Source organism: Achromobacter sp. T5-5, from assembly GCF_055397965.1.
Genome location: NZ_AP027919.1, coordinates 204,434 through 229,267, shown reverse-complemented (window position 1 = coordinate 229,267; position 24,834 = coordinate 204,434). Strand labels below are relative to the sequence as shown.

The 24,834-nt window shown below is 67.0% G+C and carries 22 protein-coding genes; 18 read left to right on the top strand and 4 right to left on the bottom strand.

Translation table 11 applies throughout. The features are described 5' to 3' along the window. Positions 1–159: 159 nt before the first annotated feature. Positions 160–999 (top strand): phosphodiesterase, encoded by an 840-nt coding sequence (locus ACZ50Q_RS01115; protein WP_092576865.1) that lies wholly within the window; start codon positions 160–162, stop codon positions 997–999. A gap of 359 nt (positions 1,000–1,358) precedes the next feature. Here the strand turns inward: ACZ50Q_RS01115 and rpoH are convergent, their stop codons facing one another. From rpoH to fghA, 3 genes are all read right to left on the bottom strand, one after another. After that, positions 1,359–2,243, bottom strand: a complete 885-nt coding sequence (gene rpoH, locus ACZ50Q_RS01110) for an RNA polymerase sigma factor RpoH (protein ID WP_076517903.1) — start codon at positions 2,241–2,243, stop codon at positions 1,359–1,361. Between the two features lie 141 nt (positions 2,244–2,384). After that, the gene (locus ACZ50Q_RS01105; protein ID WP_076517905.1) at positions 2,385–3,074 is read right to left on the bottom strand and encodes a hypothetical protein; all 690 of its coding nucleotides are present in this window, start codon (positions 3,072–3,074) and stop codon (positions 2,385–2,387) included. A gap of 96 nt (positions 3,075–3,170) precedes the next feature. Then, positions 3,171–4,037, bottom strand: a complete 867-nt coding sequence (gene fghA / locus ACZ50Q_RS01100; RefSeq protein WP_464080258.1) for an S-formylglutathione hydrolase — start codon at positions 4,035–4,037, stop codon at positions 3,171–3,173. A 231-nt stretch (positions 4,038–4,268) separates the two neighbouring features. Here fghA and ACZ50Q_RS01095 point away from each other — a divergent pair, with 231 nt between their 5' ends. The 4 genes from ACZ50Q_RS01095 (at position 4,269) to ACZ50Q_RS01080 (ending at position 12,464) form a co-directional block, all read left to right on the top strand. Beyond that, positions 4,269–5,030: a hypothetical protein gene (locus tag ACZ50Q_RS01095; protein WP_092576871.1), complete on the top strand. Its 762-nt coding sequence runs from the start codon at positions 4,269–4,271 to the stop codon at positions 5,028–5,030. Positions 5,031–5,410: 380 nt separating this feature from the next. Beyond that, positions 5,411–10,150 (top strand): glutamate synthase-related protein, encoded by a 4,740-nt coding sequence (locus ACZ50Q_RS01090; RefSeq protein ID WP_076517912.1) that lies wholly within the window; start codon positions 5,411–5,413, stop codon positions 10,148–10,150. 8 nt (positions 10,151–10,158) lie between these two features. Beyond that, a complete protein-coding gene (locus tag ACZ50Q_RS01085; protein ID WP_092576874.1) occupies positions 10,159–11,625 on the top strand; it encodes a glutamate synthase subunit beta in 1,467 nt (488 codons plus the stop codon). Positions 11,626–11,822: 197 nt separating this feature from the next. Next, positions 11,823–12,464: an OmpW/AlkL family protein gene (locus ACZ50Q_RS01080; protein ID WP_076517917.1), complete on the top strand. Its 642-nt coding sequence runs from the start codon at positions 11,823–11,825 to the stop codon at positions 12,462–12,464. 42 nt (positions 12,465–12,506) lie between these two features. Here ACZ50Q_RS01080 and ACZ50Q_RS01075 read toward each other — a convergent pair whose 3' ends face one another. Next, positions 12,507–13,379: a LysR family transcriptional regulator gene (locus ACZ50Q_RS01075; RefSeq protein ID WP_092576878.1), complete on the bottom strand. Its 873-nt coding sequence runs from the start codon at positions 13,377–13,379 to the stop codon at positions 12,507–12,509. 64 nt (positions 13,380–13,443) lie between these two features. On the opposite strand from ACZ50Q_RS01075, the gene ACZ50Q_RS01070 reads away from it, so the two are divergent. The 13 genes from ACZ50Q_RS01070 (at position 13,444) to hisG (ending at position 24,789) form a co-directional block, all read left to right on the top strand. Beyond that, positions 13,444–14,673, top strand: a complete 1,230-nt coding sequence (locus ACZ50Q_RS01070; protein WP_464080257.1) for a YbfB/YjiJ family MFS transporter — start codon at positions 13,444–13,446, stop codon at positions 14,671–14,673. A gap of 23 nt (positions 14,674–14,696) precedes the next feature. Then, on the top strand, positions 14,697–15,674 hold the full coding sequence (locus tag ACZ50Q_RS01065) for a Bug family tripartite tricarboxylate transporter substrate binding protein (RefSeq protein WP_076517925.1): 978 nt from the start codon (positions 14,697–14,699) through the stop codon (positions 15,672–15,674). An 18-nt stretch (positions 15,675–15,692) separates the two neighbouring features. Beyond that, positions 15,693–16,757, top strand: coding sequence for an NAD(P)H-dependent flavin oxidoreductase (locus ACZ50Q_RS01060; protein ID WP_464080256.1), 1,065 nt, complete (start codon positions 15,693–15,695; stop codon positions 16,755–16,757). A gap of 341 nt (positions 16,758–17,098) precedes the next feature. Next, a complete protein-coding gene (locus ACZ50Q_RS01055; RefSeq protein ID WP_092576886.1) occupies positions 17,099–17,935 on the top strand; it encodes an ABC transporter ATP-binding protein in 837 nt (278 codons plus the stop codon). Next, on the top strand, positions 17,932–18,720 hold the full coding sequence (gene mlaE / locus ACZ50Q_RS01050; protein WP_076517933.1) for a lipid asymmetry maintenance ABC transporter permease subunit MlaE: 789 nt from the start codon (positions 17,932–17,934) through the stop codon (positions 18,718–18,720). The genes ACZ50Q_RS01055 and mlaE overlap by 4 nt, the downstream gene beginning before the upstream one ends. A gap of 12 nt (positions 18,721–18,732) precedes the next feature. Then, on the top strand, positions 18,733–19,233 hold the full coding sequence (gene mlaD / locus ACZ50Q_RS01045; protein WP_464080255.1) for an outer membrane lipid asymmetry maintenance protein MlaD: 501 nt from the start codon (positions 18,733–18,735) through the stop codon (positions 19,231–19,233). 102 nt (positions 19,234–19,335) lie between these two features. Next, positions 19,336–20,133 (top strand): MlaA family lipoprotein, encoded by a 798-nt coding sequence (locus ACZ50Q_RS01040; protein WP_092576891.1) that lies wholly within the window; start codon positions 19,336–19,338, stop codon positions 20,131–20,133. 37 nt (positions 20,134–20,170) lie between these two features. Beyond that, on the top strand, positions 20,171–20,800 hold the full coding sequence (locus ACZ50Q_RS01035; protein WP_464080254.1) for an MlaC/ttg2D family ABC transporter substrate-binding protein: 630 nt from the start codon (positions 20,171–20,173) through the stop codon (positions 20,798–20,800). A 174-nt stretch (positions 20,801–20,974) separates the two neighbouring features. Next, complete coding sequence (locus ACZ50Q_RS01030) at positions 20,975–21,787, top strand: ABC transporter ATP-binding protein (protein WP_092576897.1); 813 nt, start codon at positions 20,975–20,977, stop codon at positions 21,785–21,787. After that, positions 21,784–22,596, top strand: coding sequence for an ABC transporter permease (locus ACZ50Q_RS01025; RefSeq protein WP_464080253.1), 813 nt, complete (start codon positions 21,784–21,786; stop codon positions 22,594–22,596). The genes ACZ50Q_RS01030 and ACZ50Q_RS01025 overlap by 4 nt, the downstream gene beginning before the upstream one ends. A gap of 5 nt (positions 22,597–22,601) precedes the next feature. Further along, positions 22,602–22,847, top strand: a complete 246-nt coding sequence (locus ACZ50Q_RS01020) for a BolA family protein (protein ID WP_056320382.1) — start codon at positions 22,602–22,604, stop codon at positions 22,845–22,847. After that, positions 22,847–24,118 (top strand): UDP-N-acetylglucosamine 1-carboxyvinyltransferase, encoded by a 1,272-nt coding sequence (gene murA / locus ACZ50Q_RS01015; protein ID WP_464081934.1) that lies wholly within the window; start codon positions 22,847–22,849, stop codon positions 24,116–24,118. The genes ACZ50Q_RS01020 and murA overlap by 1 nt, the downstream gene beginning before the upstream one ends. Next, the gene (gene hisG / locus ACZ50Q_RS01010; protein ID WP_076517951.1) at positions 24,115–24,789 is read left to right on the top strand and encodes an ATP phosphoribosyltransferase; all 675 of its coding nucleotides are present in this window, start codon (positions 24,115–24,117) and stop codon (positions 24,787–24,789) included. The genes murA and hisG overlap by 4 nt, the downstream gene beginning before the upstream one ends. The last annotated feature ends 45 nt before the right edge of the window (positions 24,790–24,834 follow it).

The window sequence follows — 24,834 nt, the reverse complement described above, 5'->3', positions numbered from 1 at the left end:
GTTCCGCAAGAATAGCGGCTTTTTTCCCAGGCCTGCCGCCCGGGCGCAGCGGGAATCCTGAAGAATGCACGTTTCGTTACCCCAAGGGACGCTTGCGAAACGCGCCACGTCATGTTTTTTGGGTAATGTGGCACCACGCGAACTTTGCAGGAGCCGCACGTGGCTCGCATCCATACCTTGTCCCGGCGCCACGATGCGCCCGCGATGCTCGTCCAATTGACCGATAGCCATCTGTTCGGCGAGCCCGACACCTCGATGCTGGGCGTCGATACCGACGCCAGCCTGCGCGCGGTCCTGCGCCAGATCGAGGCCGACGGCAAGCATCCCGACCTGTTGCTTGCCACGGGCGACCTGTCGCAGGACGGCGAAGCCGCGAGCTACCGGCGCTTTGCGCGCATCCTGTCCGAATCCGGCGCGCTGGAGCGCGCCACCATCCGCTGCCTGCCCGGCAATCACGATCAGCCGTCAGTGCTGCGCCAGGAGCTGTCCGACTGGTCGATGCCCGTGACCGACGTGGGCGCGTGGCGCGTCATTGCGCTGGACACCACGGTGCCCGGCTCGAACGCGGGGCACCTGCCGCCCAGCGAACTCGACATGCTGGAGGCCGCGCTGGCCCAGGCGCCCGATCGCCACACGCTGGTGGCCATGCACCACAACCCGATGCAGATCGACAGCCATTGGCACGACTCGATGATGATCGACAACCCGCAGGCGCTCTTCAAGCTGCTGGCCCGCTGGCCGCAGGTGCGGGTGCTGCTGTGGGGGCATGTGCATCATGAGTTCGACCGCCGCCGGCACAACCTGCGCATGCTGGCCACGCCGTCGACCTGCTTCCAGTTCAGCATCCGCGACGGCAAGCACATCGTGGACAACATGGCGCCGGGCTACCGGTGGATCAAGCTCTATCAGGACGGTTCGATGGCCACGGGCGTGCGCCGCGTGCAGGACGCGCTATGGCACACGGCGCTGGCCGCGCCGGAGAACGCCCGCGCGGCGTGATCCCTGCGCCAGGCAATTCCCATGAAGCGATGCGTGTGAAGCGTGGCGTGTGAAGCGCTTCGCATGAAGCGATGCGCGCCGAGCGCGCATAAAAAACGGGGCACCGATATGCTAGGTGCCCCGCAAGCATCCGTCTCATAGGGGAGGGGAAAGAGGAGAAGCCGAGACGGATGACAAGACTGCCAACCTAAGTTCGCGGTCTACATGAAGTTAGGCGGCGCCATCCCCATTAAGTTTCGAAGAAGTCCGAAAATTCGCCGCGAATTTGTATCAATTTATTGGCCCACCAGCGCGCGTCCGCAAAAGAAAAGGCCGCGAACTTCGCGGCCTTCCGAGGCGATAGCGGACGTGATGCGCAATCAGGCGGCGAGGTTGCCGCGCATCTTCTTGAGCGCGGCGGCTTCGATCTGGCGGATGCGTTCCGCCGAGACGCCGAATTCCTGCGCAAGCTCGTGCAGCGTCGCGCCGCCATCATCCTGCAGCCAGCGGGCTTCGACGATCCGGCGCGACCGGGCATCCAGCGCATCGAGCGCGCCGGTCAGGCCCGCGCTTTGCAGGCGGTCGCGCGCGGCGCGTTCCAGCACACGCGTCGGTTCCTGGCGGCCTTCATCGGACAGATAGGCGATGGGCGCGTAGCTGTCATCGTCATCGTCCTGGTTTTCCAGCGACATATCGCGGCCGGACATGCGGACTTCCATCTCGCTCACGTCTTCGTGGCGCACGTTCAACTCGCGGGCGATATGGTCGACCTGTTCTGGATCCAGGGTCTGGCCGTCGGGACGCATGCTGCGCAGGTTGAAGAACAGCTTGCGCTGGGCCTTGGTGGTCGCCACCTTGACCAACCGCCAGTTGCGGATGATGTACTCATGGATCTCGGCCTTGATCCAGTGGACGGCGAAGGACACCAGGCGCACGCCGCGCTCGGGGTCGAAGCGCTTGACGGCCTTCATCAGGCCGACGTTGCCTTCCTGGATGAGGTCGGCGTGGGGCAGGCCATAACCCAGGTACTGCCGGGCCACCGAGACGACGAGGCGCAGGTGCGACAGGATCAGCTCGCGGGCGGCGCCCAGGTCCTCTTGGTCGCGCAGGCGGCGGCCAAGCTCCGTTTCGCGCTCCGCGGACAGCACCGGCAGGCGGTTGACCGCGGAAATGTACGCGTCGATCGTGCCCAGAGCGCCCGGATTGGCAATGGCCAACGCCAGAGCGTTGCCGGAAGCGGTCAACGAGGTACTGGGTTGCTTCATAGCGGGGGTCTCCGGATGGCGAAGAGATAAAGACATGAATTCGATGTTAGCACTCAAGTATTGGGAGTGCTAATTCGACTGTTGCGGCGCGTCAAAGTTTCCTTTGGCAGAACACGTCCCCATTTATTTTACGGCGTGCCGTCACCAGCCCAGTTGCTTGAGACCATCAACGGTGGCCTGGCCATCCGGGCGGATGAAAAGCGCGCCGCGGGGATCCATGAACACCTGGTATCGGGCGCCGTCGAACAACGGCATGTAGGCGCCACTGCCGAATTGGACATCGACGAAGGGGAACCAGTTCGGAAAACTTTTCTTCAGTGAACCGAGATCCGGCGCGGGCCAATCGTCGAGCGGATGCACGGAGCGGGTGGCCGTGGCTTCACGCGCCGCGTCGCTGTAGCGACCCGACAGGCGCTCCAAGCGGTACAGCGGCGGCACGCCCGCCATCAGGGCCGGCAGTTTCCAGCGCACGACGCGGGCGTCGATCTGCCATTGATCGCCGTACAGGACGTATTGCCTGGTGCCGATCGCGGGCGCGCTGGCATTGACCTCGAATTGGCCCTCTGCCTGTTGGCGGACGTCGATTCGCGCCACCGGTTCGTCGGTCGTGAGTCGGACGAACTGCACCAGCGACAGCGCGAGCAGGCCGGACACGCACCCCAGGCACACCAGCAGCAGGCCGCACGCCCGGCGGACGGGCCGGAACTGGAACATGCGGCGGCCGCGCTCGTCGCGTGGCCCCCCGCGTCCCAGCAGCATGACGATGCCGGGCAGCAAGACGATGACGGCGCCCAGCAGGATCCAGGCGAAGGGAGCGATTCCGTTGATCAAATGACGCGTTCCTATTCAAGCCGAGGGGCTTGCGGCGCGGCGGGCGCAGGAAGCCGCCACCCGCCGCGGCAGGCTTCCCAGTATAGAAGCGCGCCCTCAGGCGGCCGGTTTTCCAAGCCGCTCGACGTGAAACCGGATGTGATCCTCGATGAACGTCGAGATGAAGTAATAGCCGTGGTCATAGCCGGGCTGGCGACGCAGCGTCAGCGGCTGGCCGGCGGCGGCGCAGGCTGCCTCGAACACCTCGGGATACAACTGCTCGGCCAGGAATTGATCGGCTTCGCCCTGGTCGATCAGGATGCCGCCGGGGAACGGCTGCTTCGTTCCGCGCATCAGGGCCGACGCGTCATAGGCCGCCCAGTCCTGGACGTCGGCGCCCAGGTATGCGCCGAACGCCTTCTTGCCCCACGGGCACTGGCTGGGCGCCGCGATCGGCGCGAAGGCGGAGACGGACTTGAACTTGTCCGGGTTGCGCAGCGCCAGGACGAGGGCGCCATGGCCGCCCATGGAGTGGCCGAAGATGCCGGTGCGCGACGCGTCGCCCGGCAGCGTGCCGCCCGTCACGATGCCGTGCAGTTCGCGGGTCACGTAGCTGTCCATGCGGTAGTGCTCGCGCCACGCCGGCGTGGTGGCATCCACGTAGAAACCGGCGCCCGTGCCCAGGTCCCAGCTTTCGTCTTCGCCGGGCACCCCCGCGCCGCGCGGGCTGGTGTCGGGCGCGACCAGCATGACGCCAAGCTCGGCCGCCAGGCGCTGGGCGCCCGCCTTGATCATGAAGGTCTCTTCGGTGCAGGTCAGGCCCGCCAGGTAGAACAGCACCGGGACCGGCCCGTTCTCGGCCTGGGGCGGCAGGTAGACGGAAAACCGCATGGGCAGGCCGATTTCCGTGGAATCGTGGCGGTAATAGCGCTGCGTGCCGCCGAAGCACCGATGCTGCGAGATGAGTTCCAGGGACACGGCCATTGGCTTTCTCCGGTGTAGAGGTGGAAAAAACGTCGGCGGGTTAGGGGATATCCATGGTGCGACGTTCCGTCGCCGAATGTTAACCTGCCCCTCAATGAGCGCTTGCGACAAAAAAAATGCCATACCGCGCCCAGATTGTGATCACGGGACTTGACCAGCGCCCACCGTGGCACTATTTATATACCGTGAGCGAAGACAAACCGTTCTTCCTGATACGCAAGCCCTGACACTATGGCCCGTCTGCCCCGCCTGTATGCCCCTGGGCTGCCCCAACTGGTGCAGGCCAACTTTATTCAGCCATTGGCAGCGCCATCGCAACCCGCGCCCGCCGATATCCTGAATCAGCTTGCCATGTGGCTGGGCGAATCGGCCCAGCGCCACCGCGTATCGGTGCACGGCTGGCTTCTTGCCAACGACCGCATCCTGCTGCTGGCCACGCCGGCAGACGAAGAAGGCCTGCCGCGCCTGATGCAGACGCTGGGCCGCAACCTGGCGGCGCGGCTGCGCGGCGGCCGGGTGTTCGCGGGCCGCTACCGATCGGCGCTGCTGGAACCGGGCGCCTGGGTGTTGCCGGCGCTGGTCTGGCTGGAAACCTACCCCGTGCGCAGCGGCGCATCGCAGGACCCCGACTCCTGGCCGTGGTCATCCGCGTCCAGCCATACGGGCAATACTTCGGCGGCCCCGGCGCAGTGGCAGTCCGATCATGCCGATTACTGGGCCTGCGGCAACACGCCGTTCGACCGCCAGGCCAATTACCGCAAGCGGCTGCAGGACGGGCTGTCGCGCGAGGAAACGCAGCGCATCGACCAGGCGGTTTCCGGCCAGTGGGCGCTGGGCGGCCCGAGCTTCATCTCCAGCCTTGCCCATACCGCCAGCCGGCGCGTGGCGCCGGGACAGCGCGGCAGGCCGCGCAAGAAGCCTGCCGCGCCAGCGGCGGACACCGAATCTGGCCCGTCCACGCCGACGACCTCCACGCCGCCCACCCATTCCTGATCCTTCCAACCCGCCGCGATGGCGGGTTTTGTTTTTGGGCTGATTCACGCCTTGGCGCCCCGCGGCCCGCGCCGCATGATGTGCAGTGTTCGCCACAAAGCGGGTTGATCCGACGCTGCAAATTACCGCATTTAAATGGGGACGCATAAACGGGTTTTTGTGCGATTTTGGTGCGCCGGGGTTGGCAACCAAACACCCGATCCCCGCAAGGCCACAATTGGCGCGGATCTTGTTATGTCCCCATATTAATGCACTATGACAGCGCATTGAAATAATTAGGGTCATACCCCGTTTGTTTCTATTGCGCCCTACTCGCCGCGGGGGTATTGTCCGTCTCCTGCACTGCAACATTACGACGCAGGCCCACTGCGGAGCGCGCCATGCCCCAAATTACCCCGACCGAATCCTGTCCCACCCCCAAGGCGACCCCGATCGATGCCACGCGCATCGGCCTGCCTTCGGCCCAGGGCCTGTACAACCCCAAGAACGAACATGACGCCTGCGGCGTCGGCTTTGTGGCCCACATCAAGGGCAAGAAAAGCCACGCGATCATCCAGCAGGGCCTGAAGATCCTGGAAAACCTGGACCACCGCGGCGCGGTCGGCGCGGACAAGCTCATGGGCGACGGCGCAGGCATCCTGATCCAGATCCCCGACACGCTCTACCGCGACGAACTGAGCCAGCAAGGCATCATCCTGCCCCCGCCCGGCGAGTACGGCGTTGCCATGGTGTTCCTGCCCAAGGAAACCGCCTCGCGCCTGGCCTGTGAGCAGGAACTCGAGCGCTCCGTGCGCGCCGAAGGCCAGGTCGTCCTGGGTTGGCGCGACGTGCCGGTGGACGTCGACATGCCCATGTCGCCCACCGTGCGCGACTGCGAACCCGTGATCCGCCAGCTTTTCATCGGCCGCGGCGCCGACGTGATGGTGCCCGACGCGCTGGAACGCAAGCTGTACGTCATCCGCAAGACCGCCAGCCACGCCATCCAGAACATGCACCTGGCGCACGGCAAGGAATACTTCGTGCCCTCGGCCTCGGTGCGCACCGTGGTCTACAAGGGCCTGCTGCTGGCCGACCAGGTCGGCCGCTACTACCGCGACCTGGCCGATACCCGCACGGTGTCCGCGTTGGCGCTGGTCCACCAGCGTTTCTCGACCAACACGTTCCCCGCGTGGCCGCTCGCCCACCCGTACCGCATGATCGCCCACAACGGCGAAATCAACACGGTCAAGGGCAACTTCAACTGGCTGCGCGCCCGCGAAGGCATGATGCAGTCGGCCGTGCTGGGCGAGGACCTGAAGAAGCTGTATCCCATCGTCTATGAAGGCCAGTCGGACACCGCCACGTTCGACAACTGCCTGGAACTGCTGGTGAATTCGGGCTATTCGCTGGCCCACGCCATGATGATGATGATCCCGGAAGCCTGGGAACAGCACACGCAGATGGACGAAAGCCGCCGCGCTTTCTACGAATATCACGCCGCCATGATGGAGCCGTGGGACGGCCCGGCCGCGGTCGCGTTCACCGACGGCCGCCAGATCGGCGCCACGCTGGACCGCAACGGCCTGCGTCCCGCCCGCTACCTGGTCACCGATGACGACATGGTCATCCTGGCCTCCGAAGCCGGCACGCTGTCGATCCCCGAGAACCGCATCGTCAAGAAGTGGCGCCTGCAGCCGGGCAAGATGTTCCTGATCGACCTGGAACAGGGCCGCATCATCGACGACGCCGAAATCAAGCTGCAACTGGCCAACAGCCGCCCGTACCGTCAGTGGATCGAGCGCCTGCAGATCAAGCTGGAATCGCTGCCCGCCCCGCGCCAGGTCGCCGTGGCGACGCAATCGGCCGTGTCGCTGCTGGACCGCCAGCAGGCGTTCGGCTGGACCCAGGAAGACTACAAGTTCATCCTGGAGCCCATGGCGTCCAGCGGTGAAGAAGTCATCGGCTCAATGGGCAACGACGCGCCGCTGGCCGTGCTGTCGGACCGCGCCAAGCCGTTCTACAACTACTTCCGCCAGTTGTTCGCGCAGGTCACGAACCCGCCCATCGACCCCATCCGCGAACAGCTGGTGATGTCGCTGGTGTCCTTCATCGGCCCCAAGCCGAACCTGCTGGACATCAACAACGTCAACCCGCCGCTGCGCCTGGAAGTCTCCCAGCCGGTGCTGGATTTCGCCGCGATGGCGCAGATCCGCGACATCGACCAGGTCACGGGCAAGAAATTCCGCAGCTTCGAGCTGGACATCACGTATCCCGCCGCCTGGGGTCCCGAGGGCATCGAAGCCCGCGTGGCGGCCCTGTGCGCGCGCGCCGTCGATGCGGTGCGCAGCGGCTACAACATCCTGATCGTGTCGGACCGCCTGGTCGATAGCGAGCGCGTGGCCATCCCCGCGCTGCTGGCCACCTCGGCCGTGCACCAGCACCTGATCCGCGCCGGCCTGCGCACCAATACCGGCCTGGTCGTGGAAACCGGCTCGGCCCGCGAAGTGCACCACTTCGCGCTGCTGGGCGGCTACGGCGCCGAGGCCATTCACCCCTACCTGGCGCTCGAATCGCTGGGCAAGATGAATGACCCCGAAAAGGCCGTCAAGAACTACATCAAGGCGATCGGCAAGGGCCTGAACAAGGTCATGTCCAAGATGGGCATTTCCACGTACATGTCCTACACCGGCGCGCAGATCTTCGAAGCCGTGGGCCTGCAGAGCGCCCTGGTGAACAAGTACTTCACCGGCACCGCGTCCAACATCGAAGGCATCGGCATCTTCCAGGTGGCCGAAGAAGCGCTGCGCCAGCATCGCGCCGCGTTCAGCGCCGACCCGGTGCTGGCCAACGACCTGGACGCCGGCGGCGAATACGCCTACCGCGTCCGCGGCGAAGAGCACATGTGGACGCCGGATTCGATCGCCAAGCTGCAGCATGCTTCTCGCGCCAACAACTACCGCACGTACAAGGAGTACGCGCAGATCATCAACGACCAGAGCCGCCGCCACATGACGCTGCGCGGCCTGTTTGAATTCCGCTTCGAGCCGTCGCGCGCCATTCCGCTGGACGACGTCGAGCCCGCCAAGGAAATCGTCAAGCGCTTTGCCACCGGCGCCATGTCGCTGGGGTCGATCTCGACCGAAGCCCACTCGGTGCTGGCCATCGCCATGAACCGCATCGGCGGCAAGTCCAACACGGGCGAAGGCGGCGAAGACGAACTGCGCTACCGCGCCGAAATGCGCGAAGGCAAGAGCACCATCAAGGACGGCGACACGCTGGCCTCGGTGCTGGGTTCGGACCGCATCGAAGCCGACGTCGCGCTCAAGAAGGGCGACTCGCTGCGCTCGAAGATCAAGCAGGTGGCGTCGGGCCGTTTCGGCGTGACCGCCGAATACCTGTCGTCCGCCGACCAGATCCAGATCAAGATGGCGCAGGGCGCCAAGCCCGGCGAAGGCGGCCAGCTGCCCGGCCACAAGGTGTCGGAATACATCGCCAAGCTGCGCTACTCGGTGCCGGGCGTGGGCCTGATCTCGCCCCCGCCGCACCACGACATCTACTCGATCGAAGACCTGGCGCAGCTCATCCACGACCTGAAGAACGTCAATTCCAAGGCCTCGATCTCGGTCAAACTGGTGTCCGAAGTGGGCGTGGGCACGGTGGCCGCGGGCGTGGCCAAGGCCAAGGCCGACCACGTCGTGATCGCCGGCCATGACGGCGGCACGGGCGCCTCGCCGGTGTCGTCCATCAAGCACGTGGGCACGCCCTGGGAACTGGGCCTGGCCGAAACGCAGCAGACCCTGGTGCTGAACCGCCTGCGCAGCCGCATCCGCGTGCAGGCCGACGGCCAGATGAAGACCGGCCGCGACGTCGTCATCGGCGCGCTGCTGGGCGCCGACGAATTCGGCTTCGCGACGGCTCCGCTGGTCGTCGAAGGCTGCATCATGATGCGCAAGTGCCACCTGAACACCTGCCCGGTGGGCGTGGCCACGCAAGACCCCGTCCTGCGCAAGAAATTCCAGGGCAAGCCCGAACACGTCGTGAACTTCTTCTTCTTCATCGCCGAGGAAGTGCGCGAAATCATGGCCCAGCTGGGCATCCGCAAGTTCGACGACCTGATTGGCCGCGCCGACCTGCTCGACATGCGCTCGGGCGTCGAACACTGGAAGGCGCAGGGCCTGGACTTCACCCGCGTGTTCCACCAGACGCAGTCGGACGCCGAAGTGCACCAGACCGAAGAGCAGGACCACGGCCTGGCGGGCGCGCTGGACCACCTGCTGATCGAGCGCAGCAAGCCCGCGCTGGAACGCGGCGAGAAGGTGTCGTTCATCGTGCCGGTGCGCAACCGCAACCGCACCATCGGCGCCATGCTGTCCGGCGCCGTGGCCGCGCGCTACGGTCACGACGGCCTGCCCGACGACACCATCCACATCCAGTGCAACGGCACCGCCGGCCAGAGCTTCGGCGCGTTCCTCGCGCACGGCATCACCATGGACCTGGTGGGCGAAGGCAACGACTACGTCGGCAAGGGCCTGTCGGGCGGCCGCATCATCGTGCGCTCGCCCAACGACTTCCGCGGCTTCGGCCCCGACCACATCATCGCCGGCAATACCGTGCTGTACGGCGCGCTGGCGGGTGAAGCGTTCTTCAACGGCGTGGCCGGCGAACGCTTCGCGGTGCGCAACTCGGGCGCGGCGACCGTGGTCGAAGGCACGGGCGACCATGGCTGCGAATACATGACCGGCGGCACCGTCGTCGTGCTGGGCGCCACGGGCCGCAACTTCGCGGCGGGCATGTCCGGCGGCGTGGCCTACGTCTGGGATCCGGACCGCACGCTCAAGCATCGCGTGAACCTGTCCATGGTGGAACTGGAATCCGTGGTGCCGCATGCCGAACAGCAGTCGCAGAACAACATCGACATCTGGCACAGCGCACAGCGCGGCGGCGAGCGCGAGACGGACGAGACGATCCTGCGCCGTCTGGTGGAAGACCACTTCCGCTACACCGGCAGCTACCGCGCCCGCGAAATCCTGGGCGACTGGGAAGCCTCGCGCGGCAAATTCGTGAAGATCATGCCGACGGACTACCGCCGTGCATTGGGTGAAATGTGGCGTGCAGCCAACCCGCAACAACTGGCTGCGTGAGGGATACCATGGGAAAGATCACTGGCTTTATGGAATACCAGCGCCTGCAGGAGGCCTCCGAGGCCCCGCAGAAGCGGCTGAAGAACTGGCGCGAATTCGTGCTGCACCTGACTGACGACCAGGCCAAGCAGCAGGCGGCGCGCTGCATGGACTGCGGCATCCCGTTCTGCAACAACGGCTGCCCGGTCAACAACATCATCCCGGACTGGAATGACCTGGTGTACAAGCAGGACTGGCGCCGCGCGCTGGACGTGCTGCACTCCACCAACAACTTCCCGGAGTTCACGGGCCGCATCTGCCCGGCGCCGTGCGAAGCCGCCTGTACCTTGAACATCAACAGCGACGCCGTGGGCATCAAGTCCATCGAGCACGCGATCATCGACAAGGGCTGGGCCGAAGGCTGGGTCGCGCCCCAAGTGCCGGCGCGCAAGACGGGCAAGAAGGTCGCCGTCGTGGGCTCCGGCCCCGCCGGCATGGCGTGCGCGCAGCAATTGGCGCGCGCGGGCCACTCCGTGACCCTCTTTGAAAAGAGCGACCGCATCGGCGGCCTGCTGCGCTACGGCATCCCCGATTTCAAGCTCGAAAAGCACCAGATCGACCGCCGCATCTCGCAGATGGAAGCCGAGGGCGTGGAGTTCGCACCGTCGACCTACGTCGGCAATCCGAAGGATCCGGTGGCCGATGGCCTGACCGTGCGCACCCCGCAATCGCTGATGGCCGAGTTCGATGCCGTCGTGATGAGCGGTGGTTCGGAAACGCCGCGCGACCTGCCGGTGCCGGGCCGCGAGCTCGAAGGCGTGTACTTCGCCATGGACTTCCTGCGCCAGCAGAACAAGGCCGTGGCGGGCGACCGCCTGGCCAACCAGACGCTGGCCAAGGGCAAGCATGTCGTGGTCATCGGCGGCGGCGACACGGGTTCCGACTGCGTCGGCACCAGCAACCGCCATGGCGCGGCCTCGGTCACGCAGTTCGAACTGATGCCCCAGCCGCCCGAGTCCGAGAACAAGGACATGACCTGGCCCTACTGGCCGCTGAAGATGCGCACCTCGTCCTCGCACGAGGAAGGCTGCGACCGCGACTGGTCCGTGACCACCAAGCTGCTCAAGGGCGCCAACGGCAAGGTCGAGAAACTGGTCGGCGCGCGCGTCGAGTGGTTCAAGGACGAGGCCACCGGCCAGATGAAGATGCGCGAGGTCGAAGGCTCCGAGTTCGAGATCAAGGCGGACCTGGTGCTGCTGGCCATGGGCTTCGTGTCGCCGGTGCAGAACGTGCTGGACGCGTTCGGCGTGGATCGCGATGGCCGCGGCAACGTGCGCGCCAACACCGACGACTACCGCACCAACGTGGAAAAGGTCTTTGCCGCCGGCGACATGCGCCGCGGCCAGTCCCTGGTGGTGTGGGCCATCCGCGAAGGCCGCCAGTGCGCGCGTTCGGTCGACGCCTACCTCATGGGCAGCAGCGACCTGCCGCGCTGATAGCGCCCGCTTCATCAACGCCGCCGAGCGCCCCGCGCCGGCGGCGTTTTTTTGCGCGCCGGCTGGACTGACCCGCGTGTTGCGGCATAACCACTTTTTGAAAGCGGTCTTTTCAAGATTTGACACACGTCAAGTTGGGGGACGGGGCGGTCTGCGAATCTGTCGGCTCACCCCCCACGGAAAGATCGGAGAAGAAAATGTTTTCGCTGAATGGGCGTATCCGCGCCACCGCCATTGCCGGTTTGATCGCTGCCGGCGCATTTGCCGCTCCCGCCCATGCCCACGAAGCCGGCGACGTGCTGTTCCGCGTCGGCGTGACGCAAGTGCGCCCCTCGCAGAACAATGGCTCGGTGCTGGATGGCGCCGTCAAGCTGGATGTGAGCAACAACGTGCGCCCCAGCTTCACCCTGGCCTACATGGCCACCCGCAACATCGGTATCGAGCTGCTGGGCGCCTGGCCCTTCCAGCATGACGTCAGCGGCAGCGGCGGCCTGGGCAAGATCGGCTCCACCAAGCAGCTTCCCCCCACGCTGAGCCTGCAATGGCACATCCTGCCCGACAGCATGATCCAGCCCTACATCGGCGTCGGCATCAACTACACGCACTTCTTCGACACCAAGGCCGAAGGCGCGCTCAAGGGCTCGGACCTGAAGCTGGGCGACTCCTGGGGCGTGGCGGCGCAACTGGGCGCGGACATCAAGATCAATGACCGCTGGTTCATGAACGCCGACATCCGCTACATCGACATCAAGTCCAAGGTGAAGCTGGACGGCGAACGTGTCGGCACCGCGCGGATCGACCCGTGGGTGGCCACGGTGGGCGTCGGCTACCGCTTCTGAGTGCGGCGCTGGACGATGCGCGCGGACACCGCGCGCATCGATTCATTCCTGCGGCGCCTGCAGCCGGCTACGCAGGGCCTGCAATGCGGGCGTGTCATCGTCGGCGCGCCACACGAGCTGGGTCAGGGCCTGCCCATGCGGTCCGGACAGGGCGCCCACGCGCACCGTGTTCTCCGCCCCCAGCACCGCCAGCACCGACCGCGGCACGATCGCCACGCCCGTTCCCGCGGCCACGCACGCCACGATGGCGTGATACGACGCAAACTCCATCACCTTGCCGGGCGCGATGCCCTCCTGGTTCAGCCACGATTCCAGGATGCGCCGGTATGAGCACCCCGCCGCGAACGCGATGACGCTGCGGCTGCCCAGGTCCTTCGCGCCGCCGATCGGATCCCAGGCCAGCGGCGAGATCAGCGCGAGTTCCTCCTTGAAGGCATCCATCGTCGCCAGGCCGTCCGCCGGAAAGGGCTGCGCGACGAAGGCGGCCTCGATCTCGTAATTGCGGACCTTGGCGGCCAGGGCGCCCGAGGTGCCGGTAACCAGTTCGATGCGCACCTGCGGCCACGCCGCGTGATAGGCCGCCAGGATGGGCGGCAGGCGGGCGGCGGCCGTGCTTTCCATGGTGCCGATGCGCAAGACGCCCTGCAGCGCGCCTTCGCGCACCGCGGACTGGGCCTCGTCGGACAGGCGCAGCAGCCGGTCCGCGTAGGACAGCAGCACGCGCCCCTGGTCCGACAGCACCAGGCGGCGGTTCTGGCGCCGAAAAAGCGGCGTTCCCAGCGAGGTTTCCAACTGCTTGAGCCGGGTCGACACGTTGGACTGCACCCGGTTCAGGTGCGCGGCGGCGCGCGCAACGCCGCCCTGGTCCGCCACGGTCTTGAATATCTGCAGCGCGTCGAGGTCCAAGTTTCTCATTTAGGGAACTCACGTTCTTAATAATTCACTATTCAAGATATTAGTACAGCCGTAGAGTGGGGCCATGTCAACGCCTGCTTACCCTTCCCTCGACCCCACCGCCAGCGCCGCGCGCCTGGCGTGGCCCGCCGCCCTTGCGCTGGCGGCCGCCATGGGCATCGGCCGTTTCGCCTTCACGCCGGTATGGCCGCTGATGGCGCAGGAGTCCGGGCTGTCGCTCGCGCAGGGCGGCTGGATGGCGTCGGCCAACTATGCCGGCTACCTGCTCGGCGCGCTGGCCGCGATCGCCTGGCCCGTGCGCCGGTTGCGCGCGACGCTGGCGGCCAGCCTGGCCGCCGTCGCGGCGCTGACGCTGGCCATGCCGCTGCTGGACAGCGTGGCGGGCTGGTCGATGCTGCGGCTGGCCGCCGGTTATGCCAGCGCCAGCGCCTTCATCTGCGTGGCGGCCTGGCGCCCGGTTCCTCCCGGAGACCCGCGCGAGCCCTCCGCGTCGGCGGTGACGTACGCAGGCGTGGGCGCCGGGATCGCGCTGACGGGGCTGGCCTGCCTGGTCCTCATGGCCTGGGGCGCGAGCGCCAACCTGACCTGGATCGTGCTGGGTGCGCTGGCCTTGGCGCTGTCGGCGGCGGCCTGGCCCGGCCTGAGCCGGCAGTCGCCCCCGGTCCGGCGTGCCGCCGCGGGCGGTCCGTCCGCCGGACTGCCGCGCGGCATCGCCGCGCTGTCGCTGCACTATGGCGTCTTCGGCGTCGGTTACATCATTCCCGCCACCTTCCTGCCGGCGATGGCCAAGGAGGTCCTGCCCGATCCGGCCATCTTCGGCTGGGCCTGGCCCCTCTTCGGCCTGGCGGCGGCGCTGTCCTGCCTGCTGGTGCCCCGCCTGGCGCGCGGCCGCGACGACCGGCAGGTCTGGCGCGGCGCGCAGGCCCTGATGGCCGCCGGCATGCTGGCGGTGGCCCTGTGGCATCACATTGCCGCCGTGATCCTGGCGTCGCTCCTGGTCGGGGGCACGTTCATGGTGATCACGCAGGCGGGCATGCTGACCGCCCGGCGCCTGTCGGGCGCGGCGGCCCCGCGCGCGGCCGCCATCATGACGGCGGCATTCGCGGCGGGACAGATCCTGGGACCGCTGCTGGCGTCGTGGGCCGAGCACTGGGGCGCGGGGCTGCCGCAGGTGCTGGCGGGCAGCGCGGCGCTGCTGGCCGCGTCGGCCTGGGGATTGGGAAAAGTCACGACAGATGGCAATGGCGCTGGGCATAATGCCATCGGCCCTTCGGGCCCATCACACAGCAATTAGAAAGCAGGAAGAGGAGTCCCAGCATGAAAGCATTGCGCCCCCTGATCGCCGCCCTCGCGGCCGCCACCGCCTTCGCAGGCGCCGCCCAGGCCCAGACCGGCGACTGGCCCGCCAAACCCGTAACCATGATCGTGCCCTACGCGCCCGGCGGCTTTGCCGACACCCGCGTGCGCCTCCTGGCGCGCAAACTGGGCGAATCGCTGGGCCAGCCCATCGTGGTGGAAAACAAGGCAGGCGCGGGCGGGGTGGTCGGCACCAACCTCATCGCCAAGGCGGCCCCGGACGGTTACACCATCGGCACGGGCAACCTGGCCCCCATGGCGGTCAACCCGTCCTTGATGAAGGAAATGCCCTACAACCCGCAAAAGGACCTGGCCCCGATCATCCTGATCGAAAACAGCCCGCTGGTCCTGAGCGTGAACAATGAACTGCCGGTCAAGACGCTGGCCGACCTGATCGCGCTGGCCAAGAAGGAACCCGGCAAGCTGACCTTCGGTTCGTCCGGCGTGGGCGGCGCGCACCACCTGTCGGGCGAGATGTTCCGCGAGCAGGCCAAGATCGACATCGTCCACGTCCCCTATAAAGGCGGCAGCCTGGCCGCCACCGACCTGATGGGCGGCCACATCGCCATGATGTTCGAAATGGGCTATTCCGCGCTGCCCGCCATCCAGGGCAAGAAGATCCACCCCATCGCCGTCACGTCCGCCAAGCGCCTGGCCGTGCTGCCCGACGTGCCGACCATGGCCGAATCCGGCCTGCCGGGTTTCGAGTCGTACAACTGGCAGGGCATCGTCGCGCCCGCCGGCACGCCCGCGCCGATCATCGCCAGGCTCAACGCCGAGTTCAACCGCATCCTGAAGGATCCGGATGTGCAGAAGGCCATTGCCGACACGGGCAGCCAGGCCGGCGGCGGCACGCCCGAGGAGTTCGCCGCGTTCATCAAGAACGAAAGCGAAAAGTGGGCGCACGTCATCAAGGCTGGAAACATCCAGCTTCAATAACCTCCCAGGAGTTTTCCCATGGCTACCCCTTTGATTGAATTGCTCAAGCTGGACCACCCCATCATCCAGGCGCCCATGGCGGGCGGCGCGACCACGGTGGAACTGGTGTCCGAGGCATCGAAGGCGGGCGCCCTGGGATCGCTGGGCGCGGCCTACCTGAGTGGCGAACAGATCGAGGCGGCGGCCAGCGCGATCCGCGCGCGCACGGACCGCCCGTTTGCCATCAATCTGTTCGCCCCCGTGCCGCAGGAAGCCGCGACCGGCGACGGCGCGCGAATGCTCGCCCTGATGGCGCGCTACCACGCGCAACTGGGCCTGCCCGCGCCGCAAGCCCCCGGTCCGCAGGCCGATCCGCTGCCGGAACAACTGGAGGCCACGCTGCGGGCGCGTCCAGCCGTCCTGAGCTTCGCCTTCGGCCGCCTGCCGGCCGCGACGCTGGCCCGCTGCCGCGAACTGGGCATCCTGACCATCGGCACGGCCACGACTGTCCGCGAGGCCCAGGTGCTGGAGCAGGACGGCGTGGACGCGGTCGTCGCGCAGGGCGCCGAGGCCGGCGGCCACCGCAGCACGTTCCTCGACGCCTTCGAAACGTCCATGATCGGGACCCTGGCCCTGGTGCCGCAGGTGGCGGACGCCGTCTCGATCCCGGTCATCGCGTCGGGCGGCATCATGGATGGGCGCGGCATTGCCGCCGCCCTGGCGCTGGGCGCCGACCTGGCGCAAATGGGGACGGCCTTCCTGACCACGGATGAATGCGGCATCAGCGACGCCTACAAGGCGGTCCTGCCCGCCTCCCGCTCCGAACAGTCCCGCGTGACCCGGGCCTTTTCCGGCCGCCCGGCCCGCGGCATCGCCAACGCCTTCATGCGGGACGCGGATGCGATCGCCGCGGACATACTGCCGTATCCGCTGCAGAACGCGCTGACGCGGCCCATGCGGACCGCGGGCGGCAAAAGCGGCAACATCAACGTCCTGTCCCTGTGGGCGGGCCAGGGCGCGCCGCTGGCGCGGCGGGAAACCACGGCCGACCTGATCCAGCGCCTGGCCCGGGAAACTGAGGCCGCGCGGACGCGGCGCAACTGAATGGGTGTCTGATACCCGGGTGAGGTCGCCTATGCATGCACCAGTGTTCCGGGGGTGTCAGACACCGGACCGGCGGCGGCATCGCACAGGGAGCGGTCCGGGGATTGTTCCTGGAACCGAAAACACTGTTCCACGCACAGCCACTCGAATTGTGATTGCACAGCGTCGGGCTACAATGGCGCCTCGCCGCCGGGAGCCGATGCTCGAGCTCGTCCCCGGCATCTGAGTAACAGGGCGCTTCCCGACGCAGCCTGTCTTGCCCGCGCCGGCCAGGTTCTCTGCCCAGCGTGTCGACAGGACAGCGGGGCAAGCTCCGCCGCCGAAACTCCCTTTCGTTGCCCATGCCCGCTCAATCAAGCAGCACCCCGGAATTCGCCCTGCGCCTGGAAGGTGTGGCGCTAGGCTACGGTGATTTCACCGTCTTGCGCGACATTTCCATGGACGTCCGGGCAGGCCAGGTGGTGGCGGTCATGGGCGGTTCGGGTTCCGGCAAGACCACGCTGCTGCGCGCGGCGACCGGCCAGATCACCGCCCAGCAAGGCCGGGTGCTGGCATTCGACCAGGACATCGGCCAGACCTCGAGCACCGGCCTGCAGTCCCTGCGCAAGCGCATGGGCGTGCTGTTCCAGCAGGGCGCGCTGTTCACCGACCTGAACGTATTTGAAAACGTGGCCTTCCCGCTGCGTGAGCACACCAAAATCGACGAAGCCGAGCTCACCGACCGTGTGCTGGACAAGCTGGACGCCGTCGGCCTGCGCGCCGCCGCCCACCTGAAGGTGTCCGAGATTTCCGGCGGCATGGCCCGGCGCGTGGCGCTGGCGCGCGCCGTGGTGCTCGAACCCGAGCTCATCCTGTACGACGAGCCCTTCGCCGGGCTGGACCCGATCTCGCTGGGCATCACCGCCCGCCTGATCCGCAACCTGGCCGACCGCCTGGGCTGCGCCTCGGTGCTGATCACGCACGACGTGCAGGAATCCTTCGCCATCGCGGACCAGGTCTATCTGGTGGGCCGCGGCACGCTCGCCGCCGCCGGCACGCCGCAGACGCTGGCGGCCTCGCAGGACCCCTACGTGCAGCAATTCCTCAAGGGCCAACCCGACGGTCCCGTCGCGTTCCAGTATCCCGAAACGCCCGCCTTCCAGAAGTGGCTGTCCCAACAGAAAGGGCGCAAAGCATGAGCGGCTCCAACAACGCCATCGCCGTGCTGGGCCACTGGGTACGCTCCCGCGTCGCGGCCATCGGCTATTTCACCCGGTTCTTCGGCGCCATGCTGGCGCGCAGCGGCATCGCGCTGTCGCGGCCGCGCCTGGTGTCGCAGCAGGTCCATTTCATCGGCAATTATTCGCTGCTGATCATTGCCGTTTCCGGCATGTTCGTCGGCTTCGTGCTGGGCCTGCAGGGCTATTACACGCTGAACCGCTACGGCTCCGAAGAGGCACTGGGCCTGCTGGTCGCCCTGTCGCTGGTGCGCGAGCTGGGGCCGGTGGTCACCGCGCTGCTCTTTGCGGGCCGCGCCGGCACCTCGCTCACGGCCGAAATCGGCCTGATGAAGGCGGGCGAACAGTTGTCGGCCATGGAAGTCATGGCCGTGGACCCCATCCGCCGCGTGCTGGTGCCGCGCCTGTGGGGCGGCATCATCGCCATGCCCATCCTGGCGGCGGTGTTCTCGATGGTGGGCATCCTGGGCGGCTGGGTCGTGGGCGTGCTGCTCATCGGCGTGGACGCCGGCGCCTTCTGGTCGCAAATGCAAAACGGCGTCGACGTCTGGAAAGACGTCGCCAATGGCGTCATCAAGAGCGTGGTCTTCGGCGTCACGGTGACGCTGGTCGCGCTCTACGAGGGCTGGCAGGCCAAGCCCACCCCCGAAGGCGTCGCCCGCGCCACCACGCGCACCGTGGTCATGGGCTCCCTGGCGGTGCTCGGGCTGGACTTCCTGCTCACCGCCCTGATGTTTGGAAATTGATACGGATCGATCATGTCTCGCGAAAAAACCGACTTCTGGGTAGGCCTGTTCGTATTGCTGGGCGCGATCGCGCTGGCATTCCTGGCGTTGCGCGCCGGCAACTTGAGCACGTTTTCCTTTGCCCCGACCTATACGGTGACAGCCAACTTCGATAACGTAGGCGGCCTCAAGGTGCGCGCGCCGGTCAAGAGCGCCGGCGTGGTGGTGGGACGGGTCGCGGGCATCTCCTTTGACGACAAGACCTACCAGGCGATCGTCTCAGTCAACCTGGAGACGGCCTACCAGTTTCCGAAGGACTCCTCGGCCGCCATCCTGACCTCGGGCCTCCTGGGCGAGCAGTATCTGGGCCTGACCGCCGGCAGCGAAGAAGAGAACTTTACCGACGGCGGAAAAATCCGCTATACACAAAGCGCCGTGGTCCTGGAACAACTGATCAGCCAGTTCCTGTACGGGTCGGCGGAAAAGCAAGGCTCGACCGCCGCGCCGGAACCTGCCGCCAAGGCGCAGGATTAAGGCGCGGCTCATTCAGGCCGATACAACGCAGGCCGTTACAACGACAACGCTGTGCCTTGCCGTCGCAATAACATAAGAAATGTTGATAGGGATACCCGGATCATGAACAAGAAAGCAATTTCCCGCATTGCCACCGTCGCAGCGGCAGGCGCGCTGATGGCCGGTTGCGCCGCCCCGAAGAATCCGGATCCGCGCGACCCCTGGGAAGGCTTCAACCGCGGCGTCTACCAGTTCAACGACACGGTGGACCGCGCGGTGTTCAAGCCGGTCGCCCAGGCCTACACGTTCGTGACGCCGCAGCCGGTTCGCAGCTGCATCCACAACATCTTCAGCAACGTCGGCGACCTCTGGTCCGGCACCAACAGCTTCCTGCAGGGCCGCGGCCACGACTTCGTCAACACGCTGGGCCGGTTCCTCTTCAACACCACCATGGGCGTGGGCGGCTGCTTTGACGTCGCCTCGGCCAATGGCGCGCGCAAGATCCCCAACGACTTCGGCACCACGCTGGGCGTCTGGGGCTTCAGCCAGGGTCCGTACCTGGTGCTGCCGTTCTTCGGCGCGTCCAGCGTGCGCGACGGCGTCGGCCTGGTGGGCGACCTCTACGGCACGACCTACGGTTACATGGGCGTGGACTCTATCGACAACGTGCGCCTGCGCAACTCGCTGTGGGGCCTGCGCATCGTCGATACGCGCGCCAACCTGCTCGACACCACCGATACGATCGACCGCGTGGCGCTGGACCCGTACAGCTTCGTGCGCGACGCCTTCCTGCAGCGCCGCGCCGCAATGGTGCTGGGCCACCGCGTGGACGAAGAATCGGCCCTGCCCAACTACGAAGACGACGGCGAGGACGCCGCGCCGGCCGCGCCAGCGCCTGCGCCGGTCCCCGCGACCAAGTAAGCTGTCGGATTGCGCTTACGGTACTGAAGGAGTTTTGATGCGATTTTCCGTTCCCTCCCTGCTGCAGCGACTGGTGTTCACGGGCCTGCTCGGCCTGGCGGCCGCCACGGCCGCGCAGGCCAAGCCGGACCCCAATGGCCCGCCCGAACAGTTCGTGCTGGCCGCCGCCACCCAGGCCCTCGATGTCCTGAAGGCCGACGGCGCGGTGCGCGCCGGCAACATCGCCCGCGTCAACGAGGTCGTCGACCAGTACATCCTGCCGTACGTCAACTTCCAGAAGACCACGCGCCTGGCCGCCGGCCGCTACTGGCGCCAGGCCAGCGACCAACAGAAGACGGCGCTGGCCGAGGCCTTCCGCGGCACGCTGATCCGCACCTACAGCGGCGCGCTGACTCGCGTCACGTCCAGCACCAGCATCACCGGCCTGCCGTTCCGGGGCGACCCCAAGGCCGACGACGTCGTGGTGCGCACACTGATCAGCCAGTCCAACAGCCAGCCCGTCGGCGTGGACTACCGCCTGGAAAAGACGCCCCAGGGCTGGAAGATCTATGACATGAACGTCGAGGGCATCTGGCTGATCGAGAACTACCGCAACCAGTTCGCCCAGCAGATCAACCAGAACGGCATCGACGGCCTGATTCAGGCGCTGAACCAGCGCAACAAGTAAAGATCGGTCCCGCCTTGCATCGGCCCGGCGCCCCCCTTCGGGGGGCCGCCGGGCCGATTGTTTTGGGGACGCAACAATGCGCCGCCCACACCGCCCCTGGGGCCTTACGGGGTGGCTGTCACCTCGCGCTTATATAATGGTCAATTCGCTCTTTTCGGGCCCCTTACCCCCGTCATGTCCGCCGTCAGCCTAGAAAACGTCTCAAAGATCTACTCGCCGCGCCAGCGCGGCTGGCAGAAGCTGCTCGGGCGCACGCCCCGTCCCGGCTTCCAGGCGCTGGACAACGTCAGCCTGAATATCGAGCACGGCGAATTCTTCGGCCTGCTCGGGCCCAACGGCGCAGGCAAGACCACGCTCATCTCCATCCTGGCCGGCCTGGCCCATGCCACCGCGGGCCGCGCCACGGTCTGTGGCTACGACGTCGTGGCCGACTACAAGTCGGCGCGGCGCGCATTGGGCGTGGTGCCGCAGGAACTGGTCTACGACCCGTTCTTCACGGTCCGCGAGACGCTGCGCATCCAGTCCGGCTATTTCGGCCTGCGCAAGAACGACGACTGGATCGACGAAATCCTGTTCAACCTGGGCCTGGCCGACAAGGCCAATTCCAACATGCGCGCGCTGTCAGGCGGCATGAAGCGGCGCGTGCTGGTGGCGCAGGCGCTGGTGCACCGGCCGCCGGTCATCGTCCTGGACGAGCCCACCGCGGGCGTGGACGTGGACCTGCGCCGCACGCTGTGGGAGTTCATCTCGCGCCTGAACAAGGCCGGCCACACCATCATGCTCACCACCCACTACCTGGAAGAGGCCGAGGCCCTCTGCAACCGCATCGCCATGCTCAAGGGCGGGCGCATCGTGGCGCTGGACACCACCCAGGCCCTGCTGGCGCGCGTGGGCGGGGTGGACCTGGAAGACGCCTTCGTGCGCATCATGCACCAGGACGACGATGCCGCCCCCCGCGCCCTGCAACCCGAAGAGATCTCCTCATGACCCAGCCCGCCACGCCCGCCGGCCAGCCGCTGGTGCAGCCCCGCCTGGACGCCGGTTCCGGCTTTCCGACCCTGCTGCGCAAGGAACTGCTGCGCTTCTGGAAGGTCAGCTTCCAGACCATCGCCGCGCCCGTCATCACGGCGCTGCTGTACCTGCTGGTCTTCGCACACGTCCTGGAAGGGCGCGTCACGGTGTACGGCACCGTGCCCTACACGTCCTTCCTGATCCCCGGGCTCATGATGATGAGCATGCTGCAGAACGCGTTCGCCAACCCGTCCTCGTCGCTCATCCAGAGCCGCATCACCGGCAACCTCGTCTTCATGCTGCTGCCGCCGCTGTCGCACCGGGACATTTTCGGCGCCTACGTGCTGGCCGCCGTCGCGCGCGGCCTGGCGGTCGGGCTGTGCGTGTGGGCCGTGGCGCTGTTCTTCGTGCCGCTTGCGCCCGCCCATCCGCAGTGGGTCCTGGTCTTTGCCGTGCTGGCCTGCGGCATCATGGGCGCGCTGGGCCTGATCGCGGGCCTGTGGTCCGAGAAATTCGACCAGCTCGCGGCCTTTCAGAACTTCCTGATCATGCCGGCCACCTTCCTGTCCGGCGTGTTCTATTCCATCCATACGCTGCCGCCGTTCTGGCAAAGCGTCTCGCACTGGAACCCCATCTTCTACACCATCGACGGATTCCGCTACGGCTTCTTCTCGGTGTCGGACGTCTCGCCCTGGCACAGCCTGGCGGTGGTGACGGGGGTGTTCCTTGCGCTCTCGACTTACGCGCTGCGGCTCCTGGCCAGCGGCTACAAACTCAGGAACTGACGTCCATGCTTCCCACTCCCGCGCAAGTCCGCCAATACATCGCGGACGGCCTGCCCTGTGAACATCTCGACGTGCAGGGCGACGGATCGCACTTTGACGCCGTCATCGTCAGCACGGCCTTCGAAGGCAAACGCCTGATCCAGCGCCACCAGCTCGTCTACGCCGCGCTGGGCGACCGCATGAAAGCCGAAATCCACGCCCTGTCGATGCGCACCCTGACCCCCGCCGAATACCAGAAAGCGGGCGAATGATGGACAAGCTACGCATCACCGGCGGCGCGCGGCTGCACGGCGAGATCTCGATTTCCGGCGCCAAGAACTCGGCCCTGCCGATCCTGTGCGCGGGCCTGCTCACCGCCGACACGCTGGTCCTGTCCAACGTGCCGCGCCTGAACGACACCGGCACCATGCTGCGCCTGCTCGCCCGCATGGGCGTGCGCGCCGAGCGCGGCGACGACGGCGTGGTCACGCTGCAGGCGGGCAACATCGACAACCTGGAAGCGCCCTACGACCTGGTCAAGACGATGCGCGCCTCCATCCTGGTGCTGGGCCCGCTGGTCGCGCGCTTCGGCGAGGCCCGCGTCAGCCTGCCGGGCGGCTGCACCATCGGCCAGCGGCCGGTCGACCAGCACATCAAGGGACTGGCCGCGCTGGGCGCGGAAATCAGCATCGAGCACGGCTTCGTCGTGGCGCGCGCCAAGCGCCTGAAGGGCGCCTCGATCCGCACCGACATGGTCACCGTCACCGGCACAGAAAACCTGCTGATGGCCGCCGTGCTGGCCGAAGGCCGGACCGTCCTGGAAAATGCGGCGCGCGAACCTGAAGTCGTCGACCTGGCCGAGCTGCTCATCAAAATGGGCGCCCGCATCCAGGGCCACGGCACCGACCGCATCGTCATCGACGGCGTGGACCGCCTGCATGGCGCCGAGCACCGCGTCATCTCGGACCGCATCGAGGCCGGCACCTTCCTGTGCGCGGTCGGCGCGGCGGGCGGCGACATCCTGCTCAAGAACGCCGACGCCGGCATCCTGGGCGCTACCCTGGACAAGCTGGCCGAAGCCGGCCTGACCATCGAGACCGGCCCCGACTGGATCCGCGGCGCGATGGACAAGCGTCCCAAGGCCGTGGGCTTTCGCACGCACGAGTACCCGGGTTTCGCCACCGACATGCAGGCCCAGCTGATGGCGCTGGACGCCGTGGCCGAGGGCACGTCGGTCATCGTCGAAACCATCTTCGAAAACCGCTACATGCACGTGCAGGAGCTGCGCCGCATGGGCGCCCAGATCGACATCGACGGCCACACCGCCATCGTGCGCGGCGTGCCGCGCCTGTCGGGCGCCAGCGTCATGGCCACCGACCTGCGCGCGTCGGCCAGCCTGGTCATCGCCGGCCTGGCCGCCGACGGCGACACGCTGATCGACCGCATCTACCACCTGGATCGCGGCTACGACCAGATGGAAGTGAAACTGCGCGCCCTGGGCGCGGATATCCAACGCGTTACCGGCAAGGAACAGGCTCGATGAGCAATGCCCCCGTCACCCCCCTGACCCTGGCGCTGTCCAAGGGCCGCATCTTCGAAGAAACCATGCCGCTGCTGGCGGAAGCCGGCATCGAGGTCCCCGAGAATCCGGAAAGCTCGCGCAAGCTCATCCTGCCCACCAGCGATCCCGGCCTGCGCCTGATCATCGTGCGCGCCTCCGACGTGCCCACGTACGTGCAGTACGGCGCGGCGGACCTGGGCATCGCGGGCAAGGACGTGCTCATCGAGCACGCCAAGGAGCAGCCCGGCGGCCTGTACCAGCCCATCGACCTGAACATCGCCAAGTGCCGGCTGGCCGTGGCCGTACGCAACGGTTTCGACTACGAGGCGGCCGTCCACCAGGGCGCGCGTCTGCGCGTGGCCACCAAGTACGTGCAATCAGCCCGTGAACACTTCGCGGCCAAGGGTGTGTACGTCGACATCATCAAGCTGTATGGTTCGATGGAACTGGCGCCGCTGGTCGGGCTGGCCGACTGCATCGTCGATCTGGTGTCCACGGGCGGCACGCTGCGCGCCAACGACCTGGTCGCCGTGGAAGACGTCATGCCGATCTCCTCGCGCCTGATCGTCAACCAGGCCGCCCTGAAGACCCGCGGCGACCGCCTGCAACCGCTGCTGGACGCCTTCGCAAGAGCCGCCTCCCGCAACGTCTGACTCCCGCCCGCCGCGCCCGGCGCGGCGGCCGTTACCGTTACCTGC